A 24247-nucleotide genomic window follows, 5' to 3' on the forward strand; every position below is an offset into this window, starting at 1 on the left:
CGTGATTTCCATACTCACTCGTTGTTCAGTTTTCAAAGATCAAGCTCGTTGTCAGTGTCGATTATCTCGTCACCAGCAACTCTTATAATATATCACATCCAGCCGATCAATGCAAGCTCTTTTTTCAACTTCTTTTTCGAGCCCGGCGTTGATGTTTCGCGGCCAGAAATAGAATATATCATGTATTTCAGAACAATGCAACACTTTATTTATATTCCCCCTTTTCAGCTTTATTATTCTGAAGATTCGCTGATTAGCAGTTCGTGCACATCTCTTCTCAAGCTTAAAGGCGCTCCCTTTACTGGAATACCGATACGTACGAGCATTTGAATGGTCTCTCCATCCGCTGCATAACTGCGGTGAATATCGCTGTATAGCCGGCTCATTTCGGGATATTCCTCCAACGCCTGGCTTAAGGGCTGTATGGCAAGGCCCAAACGGTGAGCGGACAGAACCAGCCTGCTGTATAACATTCCGCTGCGGACCTGGCTCAAACGGCTGTTGTCGGCAGAACGAATCATGGCAAAGGCAGGCGTATTGTTTACGGAAGTTTCAGTCGATGTGATGAATTGCTTGGAAGCAGCCTCTCCCTTGTTCAGCGAAGGAAACAGTGTAACCAGACCTTGCAGCATATGACGCATAAGCCCATCCGTTCCCTGCCCCTCTACGGAGAAGCCATAACGATATTTATTCTTCTCTTTTTCATTAGATCTGAATATCCTTGCAGACTCTTCCATGACAGGCTCGACGCCCGCCTCAACAATAGATGCTTCTGTTATGTATTTTGCGAGCCGCTTCTTATTATCCGGATCTTGAACAATTTTTATGGAAATATCCTTATTCTCTTGAAGACCCTGCAGCTCATCCACCTGCTCGGCACGCAGTGCATCCGATCGGTAAGCCCCTCTGTTGGTGTCCGAAAGGAATAAATACGTGTAGAGCGGATGGCTCACGGAGTTCATTCTGGTGAGAGTGATGACCGCTACAGGTTTGGTACGCATACTCTGCACAAGTCTCTTCTCATCATAGTCACCTTCCGGAAACAGCTCAATCGTTGTCTCATAACCCAGTTCTTCTCCAGCAACCCTGACATATTCTAAAAAAGTTCCCTGCGAAACCATTAACTGCCGCGCATATGGATCAACTGCAGGCGATAAACGTTCACTATCCGCATACAGAGCAAACTTCAGCGGATTGCCGCTGTCCAATTTGATCTTCCAAGGCTGCATGTTGTGGCTGCTGGCAGCCAAAAGCCCAAGTGCCGCCAATTGCACCCTCGGGTCCGTGATTGCAGCAGAGTAGCTTGGCTTCCAAGGCTGCAGATACTTCTGCTCCCGGAAGAATCCGCTAATGAACATTAATGAAGCAAAAGTTATGACAAGCAAAACGCCAATCGCTGAAAGAATGAGAATCACCCCTCTTCTCCACCTTATCCCTTTCACGTTCTCTCCCCCTTTAGTTACGGATAGACTCAAGCATGAGAGTAAATGCTGCCGAAACCAGCTCATCCGGTGTTGTAGAATGCATGTGGCGGATGTATTTTTCCTTCTTATGTGCAGTATTCAGCACACCAATTACACAAGACCAAAGTACAAGCGCTGTTTTTACCACATCCAGGTCCTTTCGGATCTCCCCCTCATCCATTCCCTGACGCAAAAGTCCAACCAAATATTCCGTCATTTCTTCACCCAGGGCATAACATTCATCCCTCGCCTCGTCCGTCACCCCACTCTCAAAATCGATCTCTGCGGTCTCATATTCAATAATGGCTTTGAAGTATTCCGGATGCTGCCTGCTGAAGCTGTAAAAAACATCTCCCGTTTGCCTCAGACTCTCTATAGCTGTAACTGTAACTGCGCCTGCATTCTGGATCTTCTGCTTCAGCAAACCGATCATCAGCCTATAGCCCCGAATCATAATTTCAAAATAGATTTGCTCCTTGCTGTTGAAATACACGTATACGGTTCTTTTGCTGAACTCAGCCGCTTTAGCCACATCGTCCATGGTCGCCTGATTGTATCCTTTGGCAAAAAAGACATGCTCCGCCGCTTCCAGGATGTCATTTCGGCGGATCTGTTTTTCCTTCTCCCTGCGTTGATCGATTCCCAATGGTTTTTCCGCCCCCATATTACACTGCAGTGTTGTTAAGTAAACTATTAGTTTACTTTGCTCCATTTTAAATGTTTTGTCAACCATTGGATTGCTCCAGAAAAGACCAACTGCATGTTGAACAGACACTTACCGCTCAACGTGAATGATTTGACGCCTATATGGTTACAGTAACAAACAGCAGGTTGGTTAAGGCCTATGCTTCCGAAGCAAGTTATGTACGAAGTGGACCCGAGAAGCGGATGCTCACAATACTTTTAGGAGGTTCAGCATGAATACTCACGAATTTGTGGAGAAGTTTCAGGAGAATCAGCGGAAGGCGGAGAAGAACAAACGCCGGGGGAAAGGGTCACCCGAATCGAAGCTGCCCAATATACAACATAGTACGAATAAATAGACAAGAGGATGTCTGCAAAGCGAGTGGCTTTGACAGACATCCTCTTTTTTTGCCGAAGACCTTTATTGACCTTAGATCCGAAGTACTGGTGCTTACTTGCTCAGTTTCGCCACGCTTACGGCTACATTCTCCAACTGTGCTTTACTCAACGATTTATCCGGGGAACTGATGGTGACATAGCGGTCAGCTACTTTGAAGGTCATCATCGCAAGATCACTAGGTGTGTACCATTTGCCTTCCGTTCCGTTCGACAGCTTCACTGTAGTTCCATCATACGAATCAGAGTAATCACGGGGAGAAATAACCACTCTCATATGTTTGAACAGGAAGCTTACCCCATCCCCGCTGCCGTCAACTTTCTGGAAAGTATCTCCGCTGGTCATTTTGAGTGGAGCATAAGCAGTCTCAAAACCCTGGAAGTTTGCGAATGCCTTGGTGATCTCCTGTTTTTGCTCAGCGCTGTATGGAACGGCGGCCAACGTAACAGCTGAGCTGTTATTGGTACCCAGGATCACCTGGTTGGATGAGGCGTCGAAGGCCACCGGCACCTTCAGCACATCCGCCATCGCACGTACAGGCAAGTAAGTCGTATTATTATAAGTAATAGGAGCCAGTGTTTTGCCATTACCGTCTACCGGCGTATAAGCCGCTCCGTTTACCTGGAAGCCAATGCTGTGGTTCAGATAGGCACTAATCTTTTGCAGATTTGTTCCTGCGTACACACCTGCCGAGCCCGTAACCGCCATACCGAATACCATCGTTGCTATGATCATTTTTTTGCTTTTCATTGAATATCGTCTCCCTTGCGAGTTGGTTTGTTATGTCCTTTGCTATAGTTCAATTTAATCATGAACTTGTTTCTAACTTGTATCCGGATTGTAAAGAAGGATTTCCAAGCAGAACAGCCCGCCTATCTTAGCGATAGCGCGGGCTGTTTATGGGAAGAATCAGTATGGACGGCTGCCTGGTGCTGTAACTTTATACACCTCAGTGTACAGGATTTCCCTGTACCGATGGAATTCCTCCCGGTTTATCGGGCGGGGATACGTCATAATGCGCAGCGGCAGAACAGCCTGTCCTGTACGGAGCGGCGGCTGGTTATACTCATAGGCATTGAGGTGAAAGCCAAGCCGCTCATAAAACCCGATTCTCCGCTGCTCCAGTTCCCCGCTTGGCGGCTCTACCTCCAGCAGAATAGGAATGTCCGAACGGCCGATATAATTGAGCATCAGCTTTTTGCCGAGTCCTCCTCCCCTGATGCCGGGATCTACCGCTATATGCTCGACAAAACGCAGAGCCGGAAACTCCCACGCCGCCAAAAAGGCGAGCGTCCTCCCCTTGGCATCCTGCTCAGTGAACAGGCGGTAGTTAGGGTTATGCAGCAAAGATCGCTGCCCGCTGTAGGTTCTGATTTCATTCACTGGAAAAGAAGATTTCATAATACCAAATATCTCATCAAAGGTTGTAGGGCCCATAATCAACTGCCTGCTTTCTAATAAAGTGTGTATCTAACATAAACTGTTTCATTTGCGTCTTCCGTTCCTGTTCAAAGGAATATACATATACCTCATATTCATAGCTGCCATCGCCGTCAGGACGCTGGCTCACCGATACATATAGCTTGTCCTGTTCCTCGATTCCCCAACTATAGAAGTAACCGCCTGCGGCACGAAAGGAGAGAATCTCAATATTATCCGCCGGACCGCTAAGATAAATGGTGAAAGGCTCCAGCGGAATACCAGCCGGATCAGTACCTTCCCCCTCCATTGGGGGAGCAGGTGACCAGACGATCCCGGTTGAGGTTGCCGCCGCAAAATTATAACGCTTCGTCGCAACATTGTGGCCTGGGAAGAAATAAGTTGTTCCTTTTAATTGAATAGAAAGTGCATTTGATTCCGCCGCTGAGTTAGACGGTCCGGGAACAGCCGGTATGACGGAAGCGCCAGGATTAGCTTGGGCCACCGTGAAACGAAAGGTGACGAAATGGACGAAGAATCAGCTGAAAGATTACCGGCAGCCGCTGGCTGGCTACTGCAGGCTGACAATAAGCAGGACATTGTTAAGAATCCCGTTATAAGAGGGATCGGTTTAAAAAGCATGCTGGAGTCTCCTTATCTTTCGTGAAGTTCTTTAATCTATATATTATAAGTCTTACAAAGCTTGAATAGTCTCAATTTTGATAATTTTCCTCAAATTATGACTATAAATTACATTTTTCTCCTCTCAGATGTCTTTGTAATGCAACTGCAGATGGCGATACACCTAAATCCAGGCTTCCGCTTCGCTCAGGAGGGGATAACCAGAGCACGGATCTGCGAATAACTCTCAAGCCTGCGCAAATGCCGAGCATATTCTGCTGGCCCCAAGCGAATCATAATCCTGCTCACCCTGCCCCAAGGTACTATACACAAACATTAATTCTATGATCGTTTCTCTCAGGCCGTCATCCTTTTTATAGGCATTATAACAAAATAGTCACAGAACCTTCTCTTACCCACCTTCTCATTACCTCTAATTAGCATCTGGTACTAAGTAAAGTGCTATACTATAGAGTATGGATATACCATTACGTTTATATAGGAGAGGTTCATTTGGACAATCAGCATTGGATCGCACCGGAATTCTACAATCTGACTTCGGAAATGGAACAGCATCCTTCCGATAAGATTGCGCTTAAATGGTTGCATGAGGACGGCGGGTACGAGGAAATTACCTACGGGGAGCTGCTAGGACAAGCTAACCGGCTTGCCGGCGGCCTTAAAGAACTCGGACTTCAACAAGGTGACCGCGTGCTGGTCATGGTTCCGCGCCGCATTATTGCCTACGCAATCTATCTCGCCTGCCTGAAGCTCGGGCTCGCCGTTATCCCTTCCTCCGAGATGCTCCGGGCGAAGGATTTATCCTACCGCCTGCGCCATTCGGAAGCGAGAGCTGTAATCGTCTGGTCTGAAGTTACCGCAGAAGTTAACAAAATCGCCGAAGATCTGCCGGCCTTGGATTACCGTCTCTCCGTATCCGGAAATGAAGATGACCTTGGTGAAGGCTGGATCAGTTTGGAGAGCCTTATGGCGGACAAGCCGGATACTTTCCCGGCCGTAGCCAGCCGCCGCGACGATATTGCCATCCTTGCTTATACCTCCGGCACTACCGGCAACCCTAAAGCCGTAGTTCATACACATGGCTGGGGATATGCGCATCTGCGGATCACCTCGTCCCTCTGGCTGGACATCCGCGAATCAGATACCGTCTGGGCAACTGCAGCACCGGGCTGGCAAAAATGGATCTGGAGTCCGTTCTTAAGTGTGCTCGGCAATGGAGCCACTGGTTTTGTCTACAATGGTCCATTCCATCCGGACCGGTATCTGCAGCTGCTTCAGGATCAAGCCATTCAGGTATTATGCTGCACTCCGACGGAATACCGTTTAATGGCCAAAACGGAAGGGCTGCCGCAATATGACCTGTCCAAACTGCGTTGTGCCGTATCCGCCGGCGAACCTCTGAACGAGGAGGTCATCCGCACCTTCCAACAGCATTTCGACATTACCATCCGCGACGGCTATGGCCAGACGGAAAGCACGCTGATCATCGCTGCGCTGAAGGATCAGCCTATCCGTGTCGGGTCCATGGGCCAATCCATCGCGCCGGGCATTGTCGAGGTGATTAACGAGGAAGGGCAGCCGGTTCCTGCGGGTGTTGTCGGCGATATCGCCGTGCATTTGAGCATGCCTGCCCTGTTCAAGAACTATTACAAAGACCCTGAACGCAAGGCGAATTGCTCCCACGGGGAGTATTTTGTCACCGGAGACCGGGCGCGCAAAGATGAGGATGGCTATTTCTGGTTTGAAGGCCGGGGAGACGATATCATCATCAGCTCAGGCTATACCATCGGCCCTTTTGAAGTAGAAGAAGCCCTGATGAAGCATGCCATGGTTAAAGAATGCGCAGTTGTGGCCAGCCCTGACGAGATCCGCGGCTCGATCGTAAAAGCCTTTGTCGTACTGAAGGACAATAGCGCAGGCACACCAGAGCTGATTAAGGAATTGCAGAGTCATGTCAAGGAAATGACAGCCCCTTATAAATATCCGCGCAAAATTGAGTTCATCACAGATCTTCCGAAGACTACTTCCGGCAAAATACGGAGAATTGAGCTGCGGGAGCAGGAGAAGCGGTCTGTGCAGGGGTAATGGATTTAAGTATCGTATCAGTGTGTAAACCTAACAAAGAGCAGCCCGGATCCGGGCTGCTCTTTGTTGCAGGTACAGTATCTTTTTTATCATTCGCACCGCTTAACTCACTGCGACATCAACGATTAACTGAACCGAAACCCTTGCCCATCGTATTCCTCATCCCCGCTCCGCGTTTGACAGCCAATAGCATAAAAACAAAAACCAACCCAAGCACAAGCGTTGTTACAATACTTCCCTCTACTCCAAAATCTCCTCCGGTCATCCAATCGGCACCCGTTAATTTCAGCGAATACAACCCATGTGGTGTATTTCCGCTGACTGCGATGCCCAGTACATACCCTTGAAACAGATTCCACGAGATGTGCAGGGCTATCGCAAAATATAAGTTTCCTGTCCGGATGACCATCGTTGAGAAGATAAGGGCTATCAACACAATATTAAGAAAGCATATCCCGTTGTAGCCCGGATTGGCCATATGCGCCAGTGAGAACAGTACTGAGGTGATGGCTACGGCCCAATAAAGGCCCACGCGACTAGCCAGCAGATGCTGAATAAATCCTCTGAACAGAATTTCTTCGCAGATTCCAGCTATGACTGCGGTGATGACCAGATCAACCATATCTAGCCGCATAAATTGAGGGTTGGCCCACTCCCCCTGAAAGGTTGCTGAGCCGAACCCCCACAGCAGCAGAGAAATACATGTCAAGAGTAGCATTCCGCTAATGAATCCTTGAATGAATCTGGCTCCGTCAGGCCGCGGGAGTCCAATAGAGATTAAGGGAAGTTTATGCAGGACACGTACCGTAAACCATACGGTGATCAACATATAAAGACCATTTGATTTGAATATCCGCACCCAGCCGTCCTGGTCGAACCATTGCCGGGAATCCACCCGCAGCGAGACCCCAAATGAGACAATCATTGTAATAGCAAATATTGCCGCTGTCAGCAGCAGTATCTCCCATCCTGCTCTGATTTGGCGGTTTTTATTTCTAAATAGATTATGCATCTAACCTGCACCTTCCCTTTACCAGTCTGTCCATTAGACGGTAAAAAAGGAAGAAAACCTGCAACAGATTTGGATTATTCCGCCCAATATTCCGCAGCCGGATTGAGGGCTGCACCTACCTCGCCTTCTTTGACCAAATCGCAGTCGAGATAACCTTCCTCATCTAAAAAATAAACTTCCTGCTTATAGAATTCGCATAACGTCTCCAGAAATTTCTGCGGTGAATCATACATCACAACCAGGTCGCCGTAGTCATGCAGCAGGTCGCAAATCCGCTCCGTTCCGTCAGTGGACCGGTAGTAGCAAATAAAGTCGCTGCCGTAATTGGTCAAGATCGGAAGAATCACTCCGTCTGTCCGGTGGCCCTTCTCCTCCAGAATGCCTGCCAGCACCTGCATTTCCTGCTTATATTCCTTGATATGAATCAGCCTGTATCCCGGTATGAACTCAATCAGGCTCGGTTCTTCCTCATCGCTGCCAGTACCGGAAACCGTGCTGTAGATTACTTTTAGAAGCTCCGGCACTTCGGGTACGATACTGCTGATTGAAGAGTTACCGTCTTCCGGACGGCTTCCCAGGCTGGCAATATAATTGGGGCGCAATTCCCCGGAGAGCTTAAGAAATTCCTGAAATTGCTCAAAGAGCGGTTCGGTTGATGGGTTAGTGTTCATGTTGTCATCCTTTGTGTAATTGATATAGGAAAAGATTGCTGCTGCAATGTTCCGTTCTCTTCCTCTTGCCACCTTACTATATATCCGCCGGGCTTAGCAATGGAGTGAGCGGCTGGAACTAAAAACGAAAGAGCCAAGGACTTGTCCAGTCCTTGGCTCCCCGCTATATTACTGCTAACTATTTCGTCGCTGAAATCCACAACTTCTCCAGCCATTGATCGAAATCCTCGCCCTTCTCACCTTCGTAAGCATCGTAGACATCGATTCTCATCTTCTTCAGCTTTTCCTTGAACTCTTCATACGAATGGTCTTTAGGGAGACTCTTCTTGATGCGCAGCGCAATCTTGGATACGCCTCTGAACAGCTCTGCCTTATTCTTCGACGGCACCTTCACATCTTCGCCGAAGGCTTTCAGCTTCTCATACGCAGCTTCTTGAACGGTATATACAGGATCGCTAATCATCAGGCGATTCAGAATATCGATAATTTGTTTGTGCTTCGTCTGTCCCAGCTCTTCCACTGCAGCAAGACGCGCTCTCCAATCCGCCGAACGGCCGGCGGCTTTCTTCAGCTCCTCGTAATTCTCGGGCAGCTCTTGGTTCACTTCTTCATTATTCAAACGATACAATCCCCTTCTTGGTTAAATCTGCTGATAGTGCAATTCTACCGTACTGCACTCCTTGATTTCAATCTTTTGGCCAAACATTAATACGCCGTAAAAAAAAATCCTGCAGAATCGCCTTCGTCTTCTATAGATTGCAGGCATCTTCGATGTGCCTTATGCCTGATACCAGCGCGGAATGACTCTACTGCAATAATCATAATCCTCCAGCGCCATCCTGCCGCGGGTCATCATGCTTTCAATGTCGGCTGCCCCAAAGGGGATCGACCACTTAATCGAAAAAAGCGAGCTGTAGGCCACGTACAGCGCCTGCCTATTCCAAAATTCCTCTGGAGGCGTCCCTTCGAAATATCCTTCAAGCTTGCCTACGGCAAACGGAACGCTCCGGTCTCTGTCAAAAAACTGCAGCTTATAGAACTCTTCAACATAATCACCGTTATCCCAGCGGTTGAAGTCAATTACTCCAATCCCGCCTTCAGGAGTGTAGATGAGATTGCCCATGTGAAAGTCCCCGTGCTGGTAGACCTTTTTCACATTATGGATAAGCCTGATATTTCCTTTCACATAAGCAATAGCTTGCTCATCGCCCTCCAAATGATACGGGCAGTCTTCGTATTCTTTGATCCGGGCCAGAATCTTCGCCTGCATCTGTACTTCCCATTGAGGAAGGTCATTGCTATTCGGGATGGAGTGCATCAGCTTCAATATCTTTCCCGCCTCCACGCCAAGCTCATACTGTTCCTTAGCCGTTAGCGTAAGCAGACAGTCCTCCAGAGGACGACCCTCTACCCACGTCAGCAGCATATAGGTATACCTGCCTTGGCCGCATGTTCCGAAGTCAATCACCCGCGACATCGGAAAATCAAGCTCATTAAACAGCTTAACAACCTGATGCTCTGCCTGCTTCCGTTGGAAGGCTTCAATGTCTGAGATCCTCAGCAGCAGCTTGCGCCCGGCCTCATCCTCGACATAATACTTTTTATCCTTCGACCAGCCCTTAAGTACCGGTTCAACGATTGTCCACGATTCCGCCCCGTGAATTCCGCTTAGTTCCTCATGCAATTCCCTCTCCCCCTTAAGCATTAATGTTCCTCTCCAAGAACCCAGTTTACACATAAGCAGCCTAATCCGGCTCAACCTTTTTTAACCGCTAAGATAATAAGATAAATCTAGAAGACAGAGATTCCCCAAACAAGCTTCTACTTATAACTATTTTTTTCGCCAGTTCAGGCAACATCAGTGTCGCTCTCCTCTTCTTGTGGCATCGGATAAATATCTTAACATAAATGGACGCTACTGGAAATGCAGTATTAACTGGCCAAAATCAGAATTACCCACTCGAAAAGTAGAGGATCTCATTCCCCTGTAATGGATGAAAGTGGTAAAATATTTGCGCAGACGGATTCACTTCAGCCCTAATCTGTTCGAAATAAGAAATAGGAGAAGGTGATACTCATTCCGGCAGTTATTGCAGCAGGTTGCATTGCGGTCCTTGCATTGGTCGGACTAGTCTTGAGATTCCTACAGGTACGGAAGCAGATGAGCGCCTGTGAGATCATATTTTCTGAGCGTTTAGCTAACTTCTATGGTCTTTCTTCCCTAGGCCCAGGTCAATTCCGCGGAAACGGCTGGCTGGCCTTGACCAAAGATTCCCTCATCTTCAAGATGTATTTTCCGGCCAAAAGCTTAACCATTCCTCTCGAAACGATAAACAGGGTGGAGGCCGTACGTACCCATCTGGGCAAAACCGGAAAAGCGGGTTCCTCCCTGCTCCGTATCAGCTATCTCTCTGGAGAGCACGAAGAAGCTGCCGCCTGGAACGTGGAGCATACCGCACAATGGATCGAAGGAATTATGGCAAACGGTAGAACAGACCTCTTTTCCCGGGAAGGATATCGGCAGCCATAAAGAGGCAACCGTGTGCTCTATTACGAGATGAAGAATGGCAAATACGTCCGACAGACCGCTTCCAGTGTTTGAATTTTCATTGTGGATTTGGGCAATCATAGAGTTTCTTACATGCTTCTATTGCACATTGTATGTTTAATTAATGACATGTCCAATGCAAGAACAATACACATCATCCACATAAAAATTGACAAATTTCGGATGACGGTGTTACGCTCACAATGCGTTCTTTAAATAGAACAAATCCGCCAACGGATCTGTTCACATTCCACTAAGGAGAGTCTCTATGACTGACCGGTATACCCTTGATAAAAGGAGCTTATCTAAGGAAGTATTACTTCTTCTTGCACTGCTTACAGCTGACAGCATCGATGATATGGCGGAGCGGAATCCGGAGCGGTTCGCGGATATCGACTGGGAGCTGATGATCCGGCTATCGCTGCATCACCGCGTTTATCCTTTTTTATATCCCAAGCTTAGCCGCATGCAAGGTGAATCTGTACCGTCGTTGGTTACCCAGCGTTTGAAATGGGAGTACCGTAGAAATACCGTCCAGATGCTTCAGCTCAGCGGTGAGATGGGGAATATCGGCGAATCGCTTGCCCGGCTGAATATCCGTTCTCTGTTTCTGAAGGGTCCGGTGCTTGCACAGGATTTATACGGTGATATCTCGCTGCGCACCTCGCGTGACCTCGATTTTATTGTGCCGATGGAACAGCTGACTGAGACAGAAGCATTGCTGGTCTCTCTCGGTTACGTGAAAGAAGAGGAATTCGAGAGCATATTGGGAGACTGGAAGTGGCGCGAACATCACAACACCTTCAATCACCCCGCCAAAAACATCAAGGTTGAGGTTCATTGGCGATTAAGTCCAGGGCCTTCTAAGGAGCCGGATTTTGATGAGCTTTGGAAACATGCACGGACAAGCAGCCAGCTCGGACAAAACGTCCATTACTTGGGCAGGGAGGATTTATTCCTGTTTCTGGCTGCGCATGGGGCAAGGCATGGCTGGTCGAGGCTGAGATGGCTGCTGGATATCAAACAGCTGCTTCTGCAAGAGCCTGACGCCGGCGTGTTGACCGGGCTGCTCCGGCGTTATAATTACGACAGCGTTGGCGGACAAGCCTTGATCCTCGCGGCGGATTTGCTGGAAGCGCCGATTGCTCCTGGTCTGTCCGGGTTGACGGACAAGCCGAAGGCTCGCCGGTTGGCACAGCTTGCACTTTTCTATGTGGCACGTATGGTTAACCTGCACAATCCGCCCCTGGAGCCCGAGGTGGAGCGGCATTACAAATATTATCAGCCGGCGATACTTACGCCATGGCATCAGTTCCTGTATGCAGCGGGCTTCCTTTATCCTTATGCGGTGGATAAGAACACGCTGCCCCTGCCGAAGCCACTGCATTTTCTTTATTTCCCCCTACGCCCCTTCTTATGGACTTGGCGGAAACTAACCGGCAAAGAGAATTAACTTTTTACATAAGTGTGATAAGGCAGCTGCTACAGGGCGGGCCAAATACAATTGTACAACGTGGACGGAGATACACGCCTGTGGTTTGGGTTTGGGTTTGGGTTCATAGTGCGGGTTCGAGTTCATAGTGCGGATTCGAGTTCATAGTGCGGTTCGAGTTCATAGTGCGGTTCGAGTGCGAGTACAGGTGGGAGTTCGGGTTCCACCCTTTGTTTGGTTAGTTGTATTTCGTGCAGTTATAATACAGCTTTTCGTGTTCGATATGGATATAATTGCACTCCTTACATCTATTTTGAGGAATTCAGCTAAAAGTGAGCAAATTCCTGTTTTTAGTTGCACAGACTACATCTAACTCCTAAAAACGGCCGCCGCGGCACCAAATAGCTGCAGTAACTACATCTAACTCGGCTGCTGTCCAAATCAAACCTTCATCTATATAAGCTAACCTTGGGATTGCGGCGGAGTGATGATTTCGCGTGCTTAATCGGAGGACGGCACAAGAGAAGTATGTGTGTGGCGATGGGTGAGCAGGGTATCGCGTGTGTGAGGCGTTGGGTGAACTGAGTTTTGAGTGAGCGGAGTACCGCGTGTGCGGGGCGTTGGGTAAACCGATACATAAGTGCCGAGCATTGGGTGAGTAAGCATTGCGCGTGCCCCAAATTGTGTGTGTCGAACACCCAGTGCCCATATGCGGAAGCTGAGCTCTGTTATAGCGTCGATGGGCTTAGAGAGCATTTTCACTATTTATAGTAAGAACTATCAAGGAATCTGGTGTACTTCATACACTAGATGTCAGGAGAAAATAAAGTTCTATATAGATTGAACTTATAATTCTTCTATTTTGGGATTGGCCGTGACTATAGAGAATGTTTGGACTTCCGGCCGCTGTCACTCCTCCAATTCCATACTTCCCCTCCGCCGCTTTTCCCTAAATGTATATTCTCAAGTTCAATCTATATAGACTGAAAAATAAAGTATTGGACTGACGATGCTTCATTAAGCTAACCGGCAGTTTGAAGTAACAAGAGGCGAACACAATGATAAGTATTTCAGATACATCCCTCTTGGCAGCATCGAAAATATCCTTTGCATCTAAAGTCCACAGATCTGATGACAACGGAAGTCGAAGATGATGAATAGCTTCGTCTATCACTCTACGGAGGGGTATTAAGCAAACTCGCTTATCAAGCTTTATGAGAGGGATATGCGAGTGCGTGGATTAGGAGTTAGGCGAAACCGCTTGAAATAATAAATAATCATGGAGGGACACACTGATGATTGTTCAACAATTCAGATCACATATATATGAATTATTTGGTCAATTGCTTATAGACTTTAAAGAAGATGAAGAGTATGGTTTTTGTAATTTTTCATTGAATAATTATGAAAGAATTGGTTATGCAACAAATATTACTCCTGAGATAGTCTTGCAGGCTGCTGAGAAGAATGTCCATTTAATAGTTACCCATCATGATGCATGGGATTTTGTTTATGGGATGAAGGAGCAGTGCATAGAGTTATTAAAAGAACATAATATTGCACACTTCTATATTCATTTGCCATTGGATTATATTGATTTTGGAACATGCAATTCATTACTTAAACTGCTAGGAGTCAGTAAAGTCGTCCAACAATCTCGTCATTTCGAAGGTCATAGTGCAATAGGTATTGGGGAGTTTGACTCTCCAATACCATTAGAGAAATTGGTAGAAAAAATGACTTGTTTATTGGGTGAAAAAATATATTTTCAAAAGAATAATAACAAAGAAATTAAGAGAATAGGTATGGTCACAGGTGCAGGTAATGGAACAAATCAGTTGAGAGATGCTATGAATAGTAATTGTGATGTTTACATAACTGGTGAAAAGACACTCTACACAATTCAATATGCTAAGTTCATAGATATGAATATTATTGTTGGAAGCCATACCTTTACTGAGATATTCGGAGTAAAGTCTTTTGCTCAAAAACTTCAAGAGAAATTTAAGGATATAGAAATATTACAACTACATGAAGAACATTTCGAAGTGACGGGATAATAAATAGAAGTGCAAGTTAAAGAAAACATGATCGTAATTCAAGGAGCTTGTCCATGCTGTGGATATAAAACTTTAGAACTTAAACCACCAGGAACTTATGATATTTGCGAAATATGTTTTTGGGAAGATGATGGCGTTCAACTAGATTCCTTTCTTTTGGAGCTCAAATAGCATTCTACTGTATTTCGTACATTAGATTTCTCAAATATAGCTGCATATAGGCGGTTCTTCGAAATTTGACTGCACAAAGTGCAGTAGAACCGAAATATACCTGCTTTCGGTGGAATTCTGCTGCACAAAGTGCAATCATTTTCAAGCTTCATGCCAAATTGGCTGATAAATGTGACACCAAAAGCCCCTCCCTGCCGATTTCGGTAGAGAGGGGCCATGCTATTTGTCTATTTGTCTATTCGTTCATTCGTTCATTCGTCCAATTCGTTCTTTCATCCATTCGTTCATTCATCCATTCGTCATTCATCCATTTGTCCATTCGCCCTGTCATCTATCTATCCCTCTAAGATATCCAGTCGTCAACAGGCCTCGCCAGCTTCAACCCGAAACTGTGCGTCGCCTACATCGCCTCTTCCTGACTGCTGAGCAACCGGCTGAACATGCCCCCTTTTTCTGAGGCCAGCCCGCCGAACACGCCCTGCTGGATGACCCGCCCCTGGTCGATGACCAGAATCTGATCGGCTCCCCGGATGGTGGACAACCGGTGGGCGATCACGATTACCGTCACGGAATGCTTTAGCCGCTCGAGCGCTTCCTGAATCCGCTTCTCGTTTTCGGTATCGAGCGCGCTTGTTGCCTCATCCAGGACCAGGATGGAAGGCTTGCGGATAATCGCTCGTGCCAGCACCAGACGCTGCCGTTCGCCGCCGGACAGGCGGATGCCCCGGTCACCGATCAGCGTATCCAGTCCTTCCGGCAGCTTGCGGACAAAATCGGCCGAAGAAGCAAACTCCAGCGCTTCCCACAGTTCTTCCTCGCTGGCATCCGGTTTGATCATCGTCAGATTATCGCGGATCGTCGCGTTGTACAGAAAAGGATCCTGCGCTACATAACCGATGGAGCGCCGGTAAGACAGGAGGTTGTCTCCTGAAATGGACTGACCGTCGGCCCAGATCTCGCCCGATTCCGGCTGCATCAAGCCCATGAGCAGATCGACTAGCGTGCTTTTTCCTGCGCCCGAACGTCCGACAATCGCCGTCATCTTGTTAGCCGGAATCACCACATTTACCCCCTGGAGCGAATATTGCGGCTCCTGCGGATCATAACGGAAGTTCACGTTCCGGGCTTCCAGGCTTTGCTTCAAAGCCATAGGTGTAACTTGCTTCGCACTTTCCCCTTCCGTACCGTGTTCAGCAGCCTGCAGGCATTCTTCCTGTAGCGCCTGAAGCTGCTTGAAGGAAGGCAGTACAGAGGCGAGCTGCTCCATCAGCGACTGAAGGGCAGCAAAGGTCGGCCACAGCCGGGCAAACACGAGGATAACCAGCAGGAAAGATGGGCCTTCCGCGTGCAGAAACCGGAATGACACGAAGATAAACGCAGCGATCAGGAGCGTCGACGACATTTTGTACAGCAGCTGGGAATTCGAGCGCAGTCTTGTATAGTCCAGCTGCTCGTTTTTGACCTCAGCGGTAAACCTATGCAGCCAATCCAACCGGGAATGCTCCAGATTATTGCTTTTGATATCCTTGATTCCGTTCAGTTGGTCCGTGATTCCGGCTAGATACATCTGGCCGAGCTGGGAGCTGCGACTGCCCAGCCTCTTGGCTTTGCGGATGAATCTGCGGGAGAACAAGGACAGCAGGACCGCACATACCAGTACAGAGAGAGTCATCTTAGGGGACAGCCAGAAGGCGAAGCCGATCTGCACTAGTGTGAACAGGAGCGAGGTGAGAAACTGCAGAAAACAGCTGATTCCAGCGAGCACCCTCGCCATTTCCGTGGTCATTACGTTGATAAGGTCCGAGGTGCGCTTTTTGAGGAAAAAGGCCCACTCTGACCGCAAAAGTGCGCTGTAAACATCATACCGCAGCTGCCGGCTGTAGCTCTGCTGAATCTCCACATTACGGACCGCGACGAAACGCGAAATCAAATTTTGACAGAGTACGATAAAGACATACCCGCCGAGCACAATCCCAAGCGCCGTCGTCTGCGGCAGCTCTGACAGAAAACCGAGCATAGGTATACTGTACCCCGCTCCTGTTCCGCCTAGCTGAATCCCGGCCATTCCCAGCATCGGTACAAGCAGCAGAATGGCTGAGCTCTCCAGCAGTCCGCTGATGACCATGCCAAGCAGGTTAAGGTACAGTTTAACTCCGGACAAGCGCTGAAGCTGCCGGATGTAATAGATTATGGCTTGCATGGTCCCACCTCGATTACTCGGCTTGTAACACTTTGGCAAACTTCTCCACAACTACAAAACCCTGCATGGCATCATCGCCGGAGACATAATAAGCTCCGCTGCGCAGCCAGGCATGGGCGATCATTTGACCTTGCTTATCTCTGGCAACCCCCATATAGAGTGTGCTTTCGATCCCGCGTCTCTCTAACATCTGTAGTCCAGCCACTGCACGGACCATACAGGTACTCTTCCAGGGAGTATAACGGCTGATGACACGAATCGCTTTCGTAATATGCTTAATCCGGGGAATATCGGCCGCATTGGACACCTCGGAAGTCTCCTGAGACTGTATCCCCAGCCGTGGAGCCGTTCTTGCAAACGGAAAAAGCAGCTGGATTCTCACCAGAAAAAGCCTCCATAATGCCTCTGGAATCAGCGCCACAGCAGCCTTGTCAACGGTCAGCAACAGGCGGATGCGACGGAGGGTTGTCATGATCCGCTAACATTTACGACGAGATCCTCATCCAGCAGACTTTGCACAAAAGCAACCACATCCTGCTCGGCAAGCTCCGCCGAAACTTCAAAAATCTCCTGAATAGTCTCCACAATCCGTCTTACGGTAACCGGTGATGCCAGGGCCGACCAAATCTCTCCGCCAACCTCGCCCAAATTGTAATACTTGCCGTTCTTCACATTCAGCATGACTTTCTCGCCATCCATGTCGCTGGCGATATTGCCCTCACGCTGCACAAGGACCGTTTCGAGGGACAAAATATTTGTAGTATTCATAGGTTCATCTCTCCTCCACTTGATGCTGGATCGTTTCATATATAAGCGAAGCTTGTGCCGGGGCACTGAAGCCTGCTTCAGGACGGGTAAGCCGGTACATCGGCAGCCGGTTAACAAAAGAGGCCAACATGCCAAAATGCCATTCTCGGATCCCAATCCGGTCAATCATTGCCTTTTGATAAGTGTGATTAAATAGAGTATGAAACCGTTCCAGGCCGCTGATGGTCTGCAGGGTTACCGGACTTTCTCCGGCCGCCGACAATTCAAACACACCTGCGAGCGGCAGCGGTTCAGCCTGGAAACGGTCATGCACGGGAACGGCAAATTTAGTTTCACGTTCGAATAACGGGCGGTAAGAGGACGAATTCATTCCCAAATAGTCCAAGCTCTGCTGCCATAACTTTTGCTGCGGATAGCCTGGAACTGCTAATGGATGTCCATTTTGCACCATAACGGGAATAACGTCGTCGCTGATCAGCAGGTGGCCCTGATCCATCAAATAGGAGGCGAGTGTCGATTTACCTGCCCCTGAACGCCCAACCAGCGCGTAAGCCTTGTTGTCCAGTACAAGCGCACTGCCGTGAAGAGGGAGAATTTTTTTTTGCATCAGCAGAACGCCCATGCAGCTTCCCAGAATAAAGAGCCGTACACAGTCGCCGTCCGCACCTGGTGCAGGTGACACTGTAATCGTACTGCCGTCCCGAATGGAGAAAATAGCGGTGTCCTTGGCTTCAAACATAACTTCGTTCCCTGATACACCCAGGCTGGGTGTGATCTTCGGAATGGCCTGCCAACGCTCCGACAAGTCTTCTTGAATGACCGACACACTGCCGATCAACCCCGGCTGGTCAGTAAGAGGAAGCTCCGGCAAGGGAAATTCACTATGAATTTGCAGGCCAAATGCTTTATAAGCCAAGCCTTGAACGATACTCGCCATACGATTCACTCCATCCTGTAAATTCACATGTTCTAAAAGGTGATGATGAAAAGATAGCCCTTCTCCCCCTTCAGCAAGCATAGGGGGATGAGGGCCGCACGACTAAAAGCAGTCTTAGGAGTAGTGCACGATCTCATCCGGATCATCTTGGAAGGAGTCGGCGAGTTTAAATCCTGGTCCAGCCATAGTCATTTTAACGTCGAGCACTTCCAAAGCAGGCTTGCTGTATTCCTTTTTCATATTCTTTCACCCCCTTTCAGGCGTCTTGCTATCAGGATAATGATTTCAGAAAGCGGTAAAATACAAGTCCCCGTGTAAGGAGGCGGAACTCCGAATTGTAAATCATCTCCGGTTTAGGCTCACTAATCCGGTCCAAACATCCCGCAAGCACATTGTTGTTCAAGTAGGCTGAAGTCCGGGGGTCCTTAATCATTTCCCGAAGCTCTCCGAGGAAGCTGTCCCACTGCGGCTGCATCCGGAGAATCCCGTCTGCTCCCTGCACCCCGCGCTGCTTCCGGTTCATTCTGACTCCATCCGGCAGACGTCCCTCCATGGCTCTGCGAATCAGGGAACGGTCCACACCATTCTGGACAAACTGTCCCTCCGGCACGGACAGGCAGAAGCGGATCACGCGCAGATCATTCGTGGGATCGCGGTCCCATACCCGGTACTTCAGCGACATCTTGGTAGCCACTGTTCCATTGACATTCCAGATATGCGGCTGCTCAAAATGCTTCTGGCGGATATCATAAACCGTCTGCGAGGAGGGTCTACGATCCATATTGAATTCCCGAAGACGTTCATGGACCTCCGTTCGTTTGGCAAAATCGGGATGAATCAGCTCAAGCTGCATCTCCCGTTTGCGCGGCAGCAGCCGTTCAAGCGACGGAAAGGCCTTTTTGCTGACGATCTGCAGCACCTTTCTGCGGTTCGCTTCCATCGACTGATTGTATTGCTTATTCTCACGGTAGAAAGAGAGCCACCGGAATTCACGAATCAGCTTGGCCTGATAATCCAGCGCAGGTCCCCAGGAAACACTCCAATTGCCTCTTTGTCCACTCAGCAGAACACCAAGTCCCTGCTGTTGTGCCTGTTCAAATATGCCTTTAAGCCAGTAAGAATTTTCAATGAACTTGTAGGGCATCTCCAGAATATCCAGCCATTCGTCAATCTCGGTATAAGGACTCTGCTCGGGAAAGTTCAGAAAGCTCGGCTCAATATTCCCTACATAATCAATCGTCTCCTGAATAAAGGGACGCTCATCTGCCACCCTTTTGCCCAGATTAAAACCGGTAAAGCTGTCTACAGGATAATAACTGAAGGTATGCAATGGTTTCCCGCGGCGACGGAGTTCTTCAGCAGCGAAGCTGACTACCGAGCCGGAGTCAAGTCCCCCGCTCAGGTTGGCACCGGCGGCAAGATGGGTCCGAAGCCTGTCTTTGACCGCCTGTCCGAATACTTCGCGGAAGGCTTCCTCGTATTCCCCGTTGGAGCCAAGACGCAGTTTAGGCGGTGCCTGCAATATAAAGTAACGGGAGAATGTAATTTTCTCCCCGGTGATGGTCATGGAATGTGAAGGAGGCAGCTGTTCAATAGCTTGATAAACCGTTGAAAAGCAGTCCGTGGCATCGACTCTATTCTGAATAGCCAGAAACTCTGAGACCCATTCTTCATTCAGCTTATGGCTTACACCCGGCATAGAAAGCAGCGGATGAATAACTGTGCAAAAAGCGAAACTTTCAGTGGATCTATGAAAATAGAGCGTCCGGTTGCCGGAGAAGTCTCTGGCTCCGAAAAGAGATCGCTTGCGCTCGTCCCAGATCATGAAGGCAAAGTCTCCTACCAGATGAACGGGTGTCTGATCTCCCCACTTCTCGTAGGCGAGCAGGATGAGCAAGCTATCGGGTATGGTGTCCCGGTCTTCATAGGGCACCTGAAGCTGCCCAAACAGCTCGCTGCGGTTGTCGATAATGGCATCCGCTGTAATTGCCAGCCTCCGCTCGGGATCATAAAACGGCAGCTTTTCGTTCAAGGATTGTGGAGTAATCCACTGCGCACGGCAACCAAGGAAAATCCCCTGACCCTGCCAGCCCCTGGCATCATCCGCAGGATAACGGCTCAGCTGCTGCATAAGACTCGGTCCCTGATCAGGATTCAGATTATGGCGCTGCAATTGGCAGATACCGGCGATTGCGCTCATTTTGTGGCCTCCACCTGTATAAAAAATCTCCACTCGGCTCTTAAAACCCGGCAGGAGTTTTCCAGCGTTTATATTTTAATAGTTCTTAATAAAGAACACTTCTTAATATATAAGATAACGGTATTGCCATTCATTGTGAATAGCACCTAAGACTACTTTTAGGTATCCTTTAGCGTATTGACCTCAGTAGACTTTTGTGGTAGGACAAAATAACACTTTTGACCGACCGGGTTCTCGATTGCTTGTCAGAGGGAAGACAGGATATTATTTTCACACAGAAAAAACCGTCCAGGAGAGATCCTTGGACGGTGAGAGTACATGTCTCTGTCGGTAGTCAGTTCGATATTACTGCTTCCGGGAATAGTTAGTGCCGTCGGTTGATTGTTGTTCGGCCATTGCTTACTATAATTAATAGTATCGGCAACCTGATCAGTCAGCCACAGACAAGCAATCATCCTAAATATAACGATTAAGGAGTGTCTATTGTGTCAAATAAACTGATCGGCGCGGCAGCAGTCATCCTGAATCTGGAAGGGCATGTCCTTCTGGTTAAACACAGCTACGGGAAATACAATTGGGAACTGCCCGGAGGGTTATCCGAGGCACAAGAGTCGGCAGAGGAAAGCGCGCGGCGCGAAGTGCTGGAGGAAACAGGTCTTAAGGTCACTCCAGAGTCTTTAACCGGGGTCTACTATGACCCGGGTAATGACATGCACCATTTTGTTTTCACTTGTAAAGAAGACTCATATCAAGCACCTAAGCCCTGCTCGCCGGAGATTGTGGAGTGCAAATATTGTGCTGTAGACGATCTGCCCCGGCCCATTAGCGATTTCACAGTGCAAAGAATCCTGCACGCGCTGAATCCCGCCAGCCAGCAACTTTTCCATGTGATCGGACCCAGACAATGGACCGAGTAAAACCAAACAGGATTCATATCATTGGTCCCGTCGGCAGCGGCAAATCCACCTTAGCAAGAAATCTGTCCTCCTCATTTAGATATCCCTTATTACGAGCTCGACAACATCGTATGGAGGCAGACAGAAGGCGGTGATGTCAGGAACAGCGTGGAAGACAGAGACCAGATACTGAATAATATCCTTGCCTCTGACAAGTGGATCATTGAAGGCGTGCATCATAAATGGGTAATGCAATCCTTCGAAATGCTGAAAAAAATGTACATATGGAATTACGGACATCAGCAGAAAGAGCGGCCTGACATTTTTGCAGCCTTGAAGCCGTATCAGGATAAGCTGCTTGTGTTACGGGACAACAGCAAGCTTCACAAGCACATTAAGCTATAAATCCGCCTGTATTATTGCTGGAATCGTCCCGTAACCCTATAGTTCGGTATATCAAGTGATACATTAATGTTGAACGCAAAGTCGATTTTGTTGTCATGGAAGGCTATTGTATAGGTGACCACATATGGCGTTTCGATGTAGAACAGGATGAGTTGAAGCTTGCTGGCATTTTCCCAGAGCGCATACGTGACCACCTCCTGCCGCTCTTGGGATAAGTCTTTAGGGAATACATCTACCCCATGAAGCGGCTTGGAAAAATGAAACAGAATGACCTTATCCCGCTCATCCCCATAGAACATATGAAGTTCAAGTTGTTCGTCTTTCCACTCGAAAATGATTTTTTGGAGACCGTGGGGATTTTCATTGATTAAATAACCTCTGTTGACCAGATTCGGTATATTTTCCGGTATAGGCTTGAAGGCAGGAACAGGATAAGCCATAGCCCCCAACCGGTGCTGGAGCTTGAGCATATCCTCAGAGTGACTGGAAATCCGTTTGACCTCCCCTTGCTCAAATCGATCGATAATGTATTTATAAATCAAGTCTAAAAGATGCTGCAGCTTCGTCATATTCTCAAAGGCCGAGGTGGCGGCAATGACTATTTGCTGTTCAGGAGCCACAAAACAGAGCTGGCCAAACGAGCCGTCCCCCCGATACGCCCCACGCCGGCACAGATGAAATTGGTACCCGTAGCCTTGTGCCGAGTCGACCCGGTCTGCTCTGGGGAGGCGGCGGTTGTCACTTTGTTCCGTAGTAGCTAATTCGATATACTGCTCAGACACAATTCTTTTTCCCGCATAAAGTCCTTTATTCAGCAGCAACTGGCCAAATTTCGCGATACTTTCAATCGATAAGCTTAATCCCATCCCGCCTGCTGTAGTGCCCAGCGGACAAGTTTCCCATGATGGGCGGGGTATGCCCAAAGGCTCAAACAATCTTGGCATCAAATAATCGACCAGACCCTGTCCCGCAACCTGCTCCATAATGGCAGACAGCATATAGGTAGAATGCGTGCTGTACACATAATAACTTCCCGGCTTATGCGGAACGTCCTGTGCCAGAAATGCCCGCACAAAGTCCTGCTCCCTGGCCACAGCAGCATAGATATTATCATGGTGGCCTGCGTTCATGGATAAAAGATGGTGCACCGTCATTTTCGCCAAGTTGGCAGAGATCCGCTGTGGCAGCTTGTCCGGAAAGAAGGAGATCACCGGGGCCTCCAGTTCCATGAGTCCCTCGTCACAGGCGATGCCTACAGCTATGGAGGTGACGCTTTTGCTCAGCGAATACAGCAATTGCGGGCAATCCGGACGATACGGTGTCCGCGAGAACTCAGCCGTTACCACTCCGTTCTGCAGCAGCATAAACTGGTTCACCTCAAGCTTCCGTTGTTCGATCGCAGTGAAGAAATCTAAGAGGTTTCTGGAAGATATCCCGTGATGATCGGGAATACCTCTGGATAATCTCATGATTTACGCCTCCTAATCTAAAAAATCAGTTATTTTATCGTTACTATTTGTTTTCTGAGTGCATTAATTCATAGTATAGAACAATTACGATAGAATATAGTCTAGTGAAATCTAATTAAGGAGTTGGACCTATGGGCACCGCAGATAGCAGCCTTATTATGTTATCCATACCTGAAAGCTTTGAAAGTGAACGGCTGCTGATCCGCGCCCCACATTGGGGAGATGGTCTTGCTGTAAACGAGGCCGTCAAAGAAAGCATTGAGGAATTGCGTCCGTGGATGCCTTGGGCAAACAAAGTGCCTACGGTTGAGGAATCCGAAGCAAGCATCCGCCGCTCGCGGCTGGAATTCCTGGAGCGTACAGATCTGAGGCTGCTCTTATTCCGGAAGGAAACGGGGGAATTGATCGGCAGCAGCGGCCTGCACCGGATCGATTGGCAATCACGCAAGTTCGAGATCGGATATTGGGTTCATTCCTCTTTCGCCAGGCAGGGGTACATCACAGAAGCCGTAGATGCCATTACGAAATACGCTATTCAGGAGCTGCAGGCGAACCGGATTGAAATCCGCTGTGATTCCCGCAATGTGCAGAGTGCAAGAATTGCTGAGCGTTCAGGCTTTACCTTGGAAGGGACGCTGCGCAACGACAAATGTGATGTAACGGGTACTTTAAGACATACTATGATATTTGCCAAGGTACGGGGTGTAGAGTACGGACGGAAGTGAATCCCCCCATTGTTCCTAGCTATAATAACGAAAAAAGCAGACGCCGTTTGCATAACGGCGTCT

General features: G+C 48.4%; 24 protein-coding genes and 1 pseudogene. 9 read left to right on the forward strand and 16 right to left on the reverse strand.

Annotated features, from left to right (window positions below):
• Nucleotides 1–233: 233 nt before the first annotated feature.
• Together ACAN56_RS24855 and ACAN56_RS24860 are read right to left on the reverse strand one after the other, a co-directional pair.
• Nucleotides 234–1442, reverse strand: coding sequence for an Acg family FMN-binding oxidoreductase (locus tag ACAN56_RS24855; protein WP_379146130.1), 1209 nt, complete (start codon nucleotides 1440–1442; stop codon nucleotides 234–236).
• A gap of 13 nt (nucleotides 1443–1455) precedes the next feature.
• Nucleotides 1456–2109, reverse strand: coding sequence for a TetR/AcrR family transcriptional regulator (locus ACAN56_RS24860; RefSeq protein WP_379146131.1), 654 nt, complete (start codon nucleotides 2107–2109; stop codon nucleotides 1456–1458).
• Nucleotides 2110–2380: 271 nt separating this feature from the next.
• Between ACAN56_RS24860 and ACAN56_RS24865 the strand changes: the two genes are divergently transcribed.
• The gene (locus ACAN56_RS24865) at nucleotides 2381–2506 is read left to right on the forward strand and encodes a DUF4023 family protein (RefSeq protein WP_076114486.1); all 126 of its coding nucleotides are present in this window, start codon (nucleotides 2381–2383) and stop codon (nucleotides 2504–2506) included.
• A 92-nt stretch (nucleotides 2507–2598) separates the two neighbouring features.
• On the opposite strand, the gene ACAN56_RS24870 is transcribed toward ACAN56_RS24865, so the two are convergent.
• From ACAN56_RS24870 to ACAN56_RS24880, 3 genes are all read right to left on the reverse strand, one after another.
• Nucleotides 2599–3294 (reverse strand): stalk domain-containing protein, encoded by a 696-nt coding sequence (locus tag ACAN56_RS24870; RefSeq protein WP_379146132.1) that lies wholly within the window; start codon nucleotides 3292–3294, stop codon nucleotides 2599–2601.
• Nucleotides 3295–3453: 159 nt separating this feature from the next.
• Entirely contained in the window at nucleotides 3454–3981 is a 528-nt protein-coding gene (locus tag ACAN56_RS24875; RefSeq protein ID WP_379146133.1) for a GNAT family N-acetyltransferase, read from the reverse strand.
• Nucleotides 3962–4468 (reverse strand): hypothetical protein, encoded by a 507-nt coding sequence (locus ACAN56_RS24880; protein ID WP_379146134.1) that lies wholly within the window; start codon nucleotides 4466–4468, stop codon nucleotides 3962–3964. The genes ACAN56_RS24875 and ACAN56_RS24880 overlap by 20 nt, the downstream gene beginning before the upstream one ends.
• Before the next feature lie 680 nt (nucleotides 4469–5148).
• Here ACAN56_RS24880 and ACAN56_RS24885 point away from each other — a divergent pair.
• Nucleotides 5149–6690 (forward strand): acetate--CoA ligase, encoded by a 1542-nt coding sequence (locus ACAN56_RS24885; RefSeq protein WP_379146346.1) that lies wholly within the window; start codon nucleotides 5149–5151, stop codon nucleotides 6688–6690.
• A gap of 118 nt (nucleotides 6691–6808) precedes the next feature.
• Here ACAN56_RS24885 and ACAN56_RS24890 read toward each other — a convergent pair whose 3' ends face one another.
• The 4 genes from ACAN56_RS24890 to ACAN56_RS24905 form a co-directional block, all read right to left on the reverse strand.
• Nucleotides 6809–7702: a CPBP family intramembrane glutamic endopeptidase gene (locus ACAN56_RS24890; RefSeq protein ID WP_379146135.1), complete on the reverse strand. Its 894-nt coding sequence runs from the start codon at nucleotides 7700–7702 to the stop codon at nucleotides 6809–6811.
• A 74-nt stretch (nucleotides 7703–7776) separates the two neighbouring features.
• The gene (locus ACAN56_RS24895) at nucleotides 7777–8373 is read right to left on the reverse strand and encodes a hypothetical protein (RefSeq protein ID WP_379146136.1); all 597 of its coding nucleotides are present in this window, start codon (nucleotides 8371–8373) and stop codon (nucleotides 7777–7779) included.
• A gap of 178 nt (nucleotides 8374–8551) precedes the next feature.
• On the reverse strand, nucleotides 8552–8992 hold the full coding sequence (locus ACAN56_RS24900) for a HEAT repeat domain-containing protein (RefSeq protein WP_038586039.1): 441 nt from the start codon (nucleotides 8990–8992) through the stop codon (nucleotides 8552–8554).
• Nucleotides 8993–9151: 159 nt separating this feature from the next.
• Nucleotides 9152–10057, reverse strand: a complete 906-nt coding sequence (locus tag ACAN56_RS24905) for an aminoglycoside phosphotransferase family protein (RefSeq protein ID WP_379146138.1) — start codon at nucleotides 10055–10057, stop codon at nucleotides 9152–9154.
• A gap of 576 nt (nucleotides 10058–10633) precedes the next feature.
• Between ACAN56_RS24905 and ACAN56_RS24910 the strand changes: the two genes are divergently transcribed.
• From ACAN56_RS24910 to ACAN56_RS24925, 4 genes and pseudogenes are all read left to right on the forward strand, one after another.
• Nucleotides 10634–10903, forward strand: coding sequence for a hypothetical protein (locus ACAN56_RS24910; protein WP_379146139.1), 270 nt, complete (start codon nucleotides 10634–10636; stop codon nucleotides 10901–10903).
• A 286-nt stretch (nucleotides 10904–11189) separates the two neighbouring features.
• Nucleotides 11190–12374, forward strand: coding sequence for a nucleotidyltransferase domain-containing protein (locus tag ACAN56_RS24915; RefSeq protein ID WP_379146140.1), 1185 nt, complete (start codon nucleotides 11190–11192; stop codon nucleotides 12372–12374).
• 1274 nt (nucleotides 12375–13648) lie between these two features.
• Nucleotides 13649–14413 (forward strand): Nif3-like dinuclear metal center hexameric protein, encoded by a 765-nt coding sequence (locus tag ACAN56_RS24920; RefSeq protein ID WP_038586032.1) that lies wholly within the window; start codon nucleotides 13649–13651, stop codon nucleotides 14411–14413.
• A 27-nt stretch (nucleotides 14414–14440) separates the two neighbouring features.
• A pseudogene (locus ACAN56_RS24925) lies at nucleotides 14441–14560 on the forward strand (CPCC family cysteine-rich protein); the annotation flags it as partial.
• 424 nt (nucleotides 14561–14984) lie between these two features.
• Here the strand turns inward: ACAN56_RS24925 and ACAN56_RS24930 are convergent.
• From ACAN56_RS24930 to ACAN56_RS24955, 6 genes are all read right to left on the reverse strand, one after another.
• On the reverse strand, nucleotides 14985–16784 hold the full coding sequence (locus tag ACAN56_RS24930; protein WP_379146141.1) for an ABC transporter ATP-binding protein: 1800 nt from the start codon (nucleotides 16782–16784) through the stop codon (nucleotides 14985–14987).
• 13 nt (nucleotides 16785–16797) lie between these two features.
• A complete protein-coding gene (locus ACAN56_RS24935) occupies nucleotides 16798–17256 on the reverse strand; it encodes a lasso peptide biosynthesis B2 protein (RefSeq protein WP_038586029.1) in 459 nt (152 codons plus the stop codon).
• Entirely contained in the window at nucleotides 17253–17552 is a 300-nt protein-coding gene (locus tag ACAN56_RS24940) for a lasso peptide biosynthesis PqqD family chaperone (protein ID WP_038586027.1), read from the reverse strand. The genes ACAN56_RS24935 and ACAN56_RS24940 overlap by 4 nt, the downstream gene beginning before the upstream one ends.
• Nucleotides 17553–17556: 4 nt before the next feature.
• Nucleotides 17557–18489 (reverse strand): aldolase, encoded by a 933-nt coding sequence (locus tag ACAN56_RS24945; RefSeq protein ID WP_379146142.1) that lies wholly within the window; start codon nucleotides 18487–18489, stop codon nucleotides 17557–17559.
• A gap of 114 nt (nucleotides 18490–18603) precedes the next feature.
• Nucleotides 18604–18729 (reverse strand): paeninodin family lasso peptide, encoded by a 126-nt coding sequence (locus tag ACAN56_RS24950; RefSeq protein WP_038586022.1) that lies wholly within the window; start codon nucleotides 18727–18729, stop codon nucleotides 18604–18606.
• Between the two features lie 31 nt (nucleotides 18730–18760).
• The gene (locus tag ACAN56_RS24955; protein ID WP_379146144.1) at nucleotides 18761–20689 is read right to left on the reverse strand and encodes an asparagine synthase-related protein; all 1929 of its coding nucleotides are present in this window, start codon (nucleotides 20687–20689) and stop codon (nucleotides 18761–18763) included.
• 485 nt (nucleotides 20690–21174) lie between these two features.
• Between ACAN56_RS24955 and ACAN56_RS24960 the strand changes: the two genes are divergently transcribed.
• Together ACAN56_RS24960 and ACAN56_RS24965 are read left to right on the forward strand one after the other, a co-directional pair.
• Nucleotides 21175–21606: an NUDIX domain-containing protein gene (locus ACAN56_RS24960; protein WP_052091810.1), complete on the forward strand. Its 432-nt coding sequence runs from the start codon at nucleotides 21175–21177 to the stop codon at nucleotides 21604–21606.
• Between the two features lie 147 nt (nucleotides 21607–21753).
• The gene (locus ACAN56_RS24965; protein ID WP_379146145.1) at nucleotides 21754–21990 is read left to right on the forward strand and encodes a hypothetical protein; all 237 of its coding nucleotides are present in this window, start codon (nucleotides 21754–21756) and stop codon (nucleotides 21988–21990) included.
• Nucleotides 21991–22001: 11 nt separating this feature from the next.
• Here ACAN56_RS24965 and ACAN56_RS24970 read toward each other — a convergent pair whose 3' ends face one another.
• Nucleotides 22002–23459 carry a serine hydrolase domain-containing protein gene (locus ACAN56_RS24970; RefSeq protein WP_379146146.1) on the reverse strand — a complete coding sequence of 486 codons (1458 nt, stop codon included), beginning with the start codon at nucleotides 23457–23459 and terminating at the stop codon, nucleotides 22002–22004.
• A gap of 131 nt (nucleotides 23460–23590) precedes the next feature.
• Between ACAN56_RS24970 and ACAN56_RS24975 the strand changes: the two genes are divergently transcribed.
• Entirely contained in the window at nucleotides 23591–24184 is a 594-nt protein-coding gene (locus tag ACAN56_RS24975) for a GNAT family N-acetyltransferase (RefSeq protein WP_379146148.1), read from the forward strand.
• The last annotated feature ends 63 nt before the right edge of the window (nucleotides 24185–24247 follow it).

The sequence above is a fragment of the Paenibacillus paludis genome (genome assembly GCF_042610515.1).
Taxonomy (GTDB): Bacteria; Bacillota; Bacilli; order Paenibacillales; family Paenibacillaceae; genus Paenibacillus_AQ.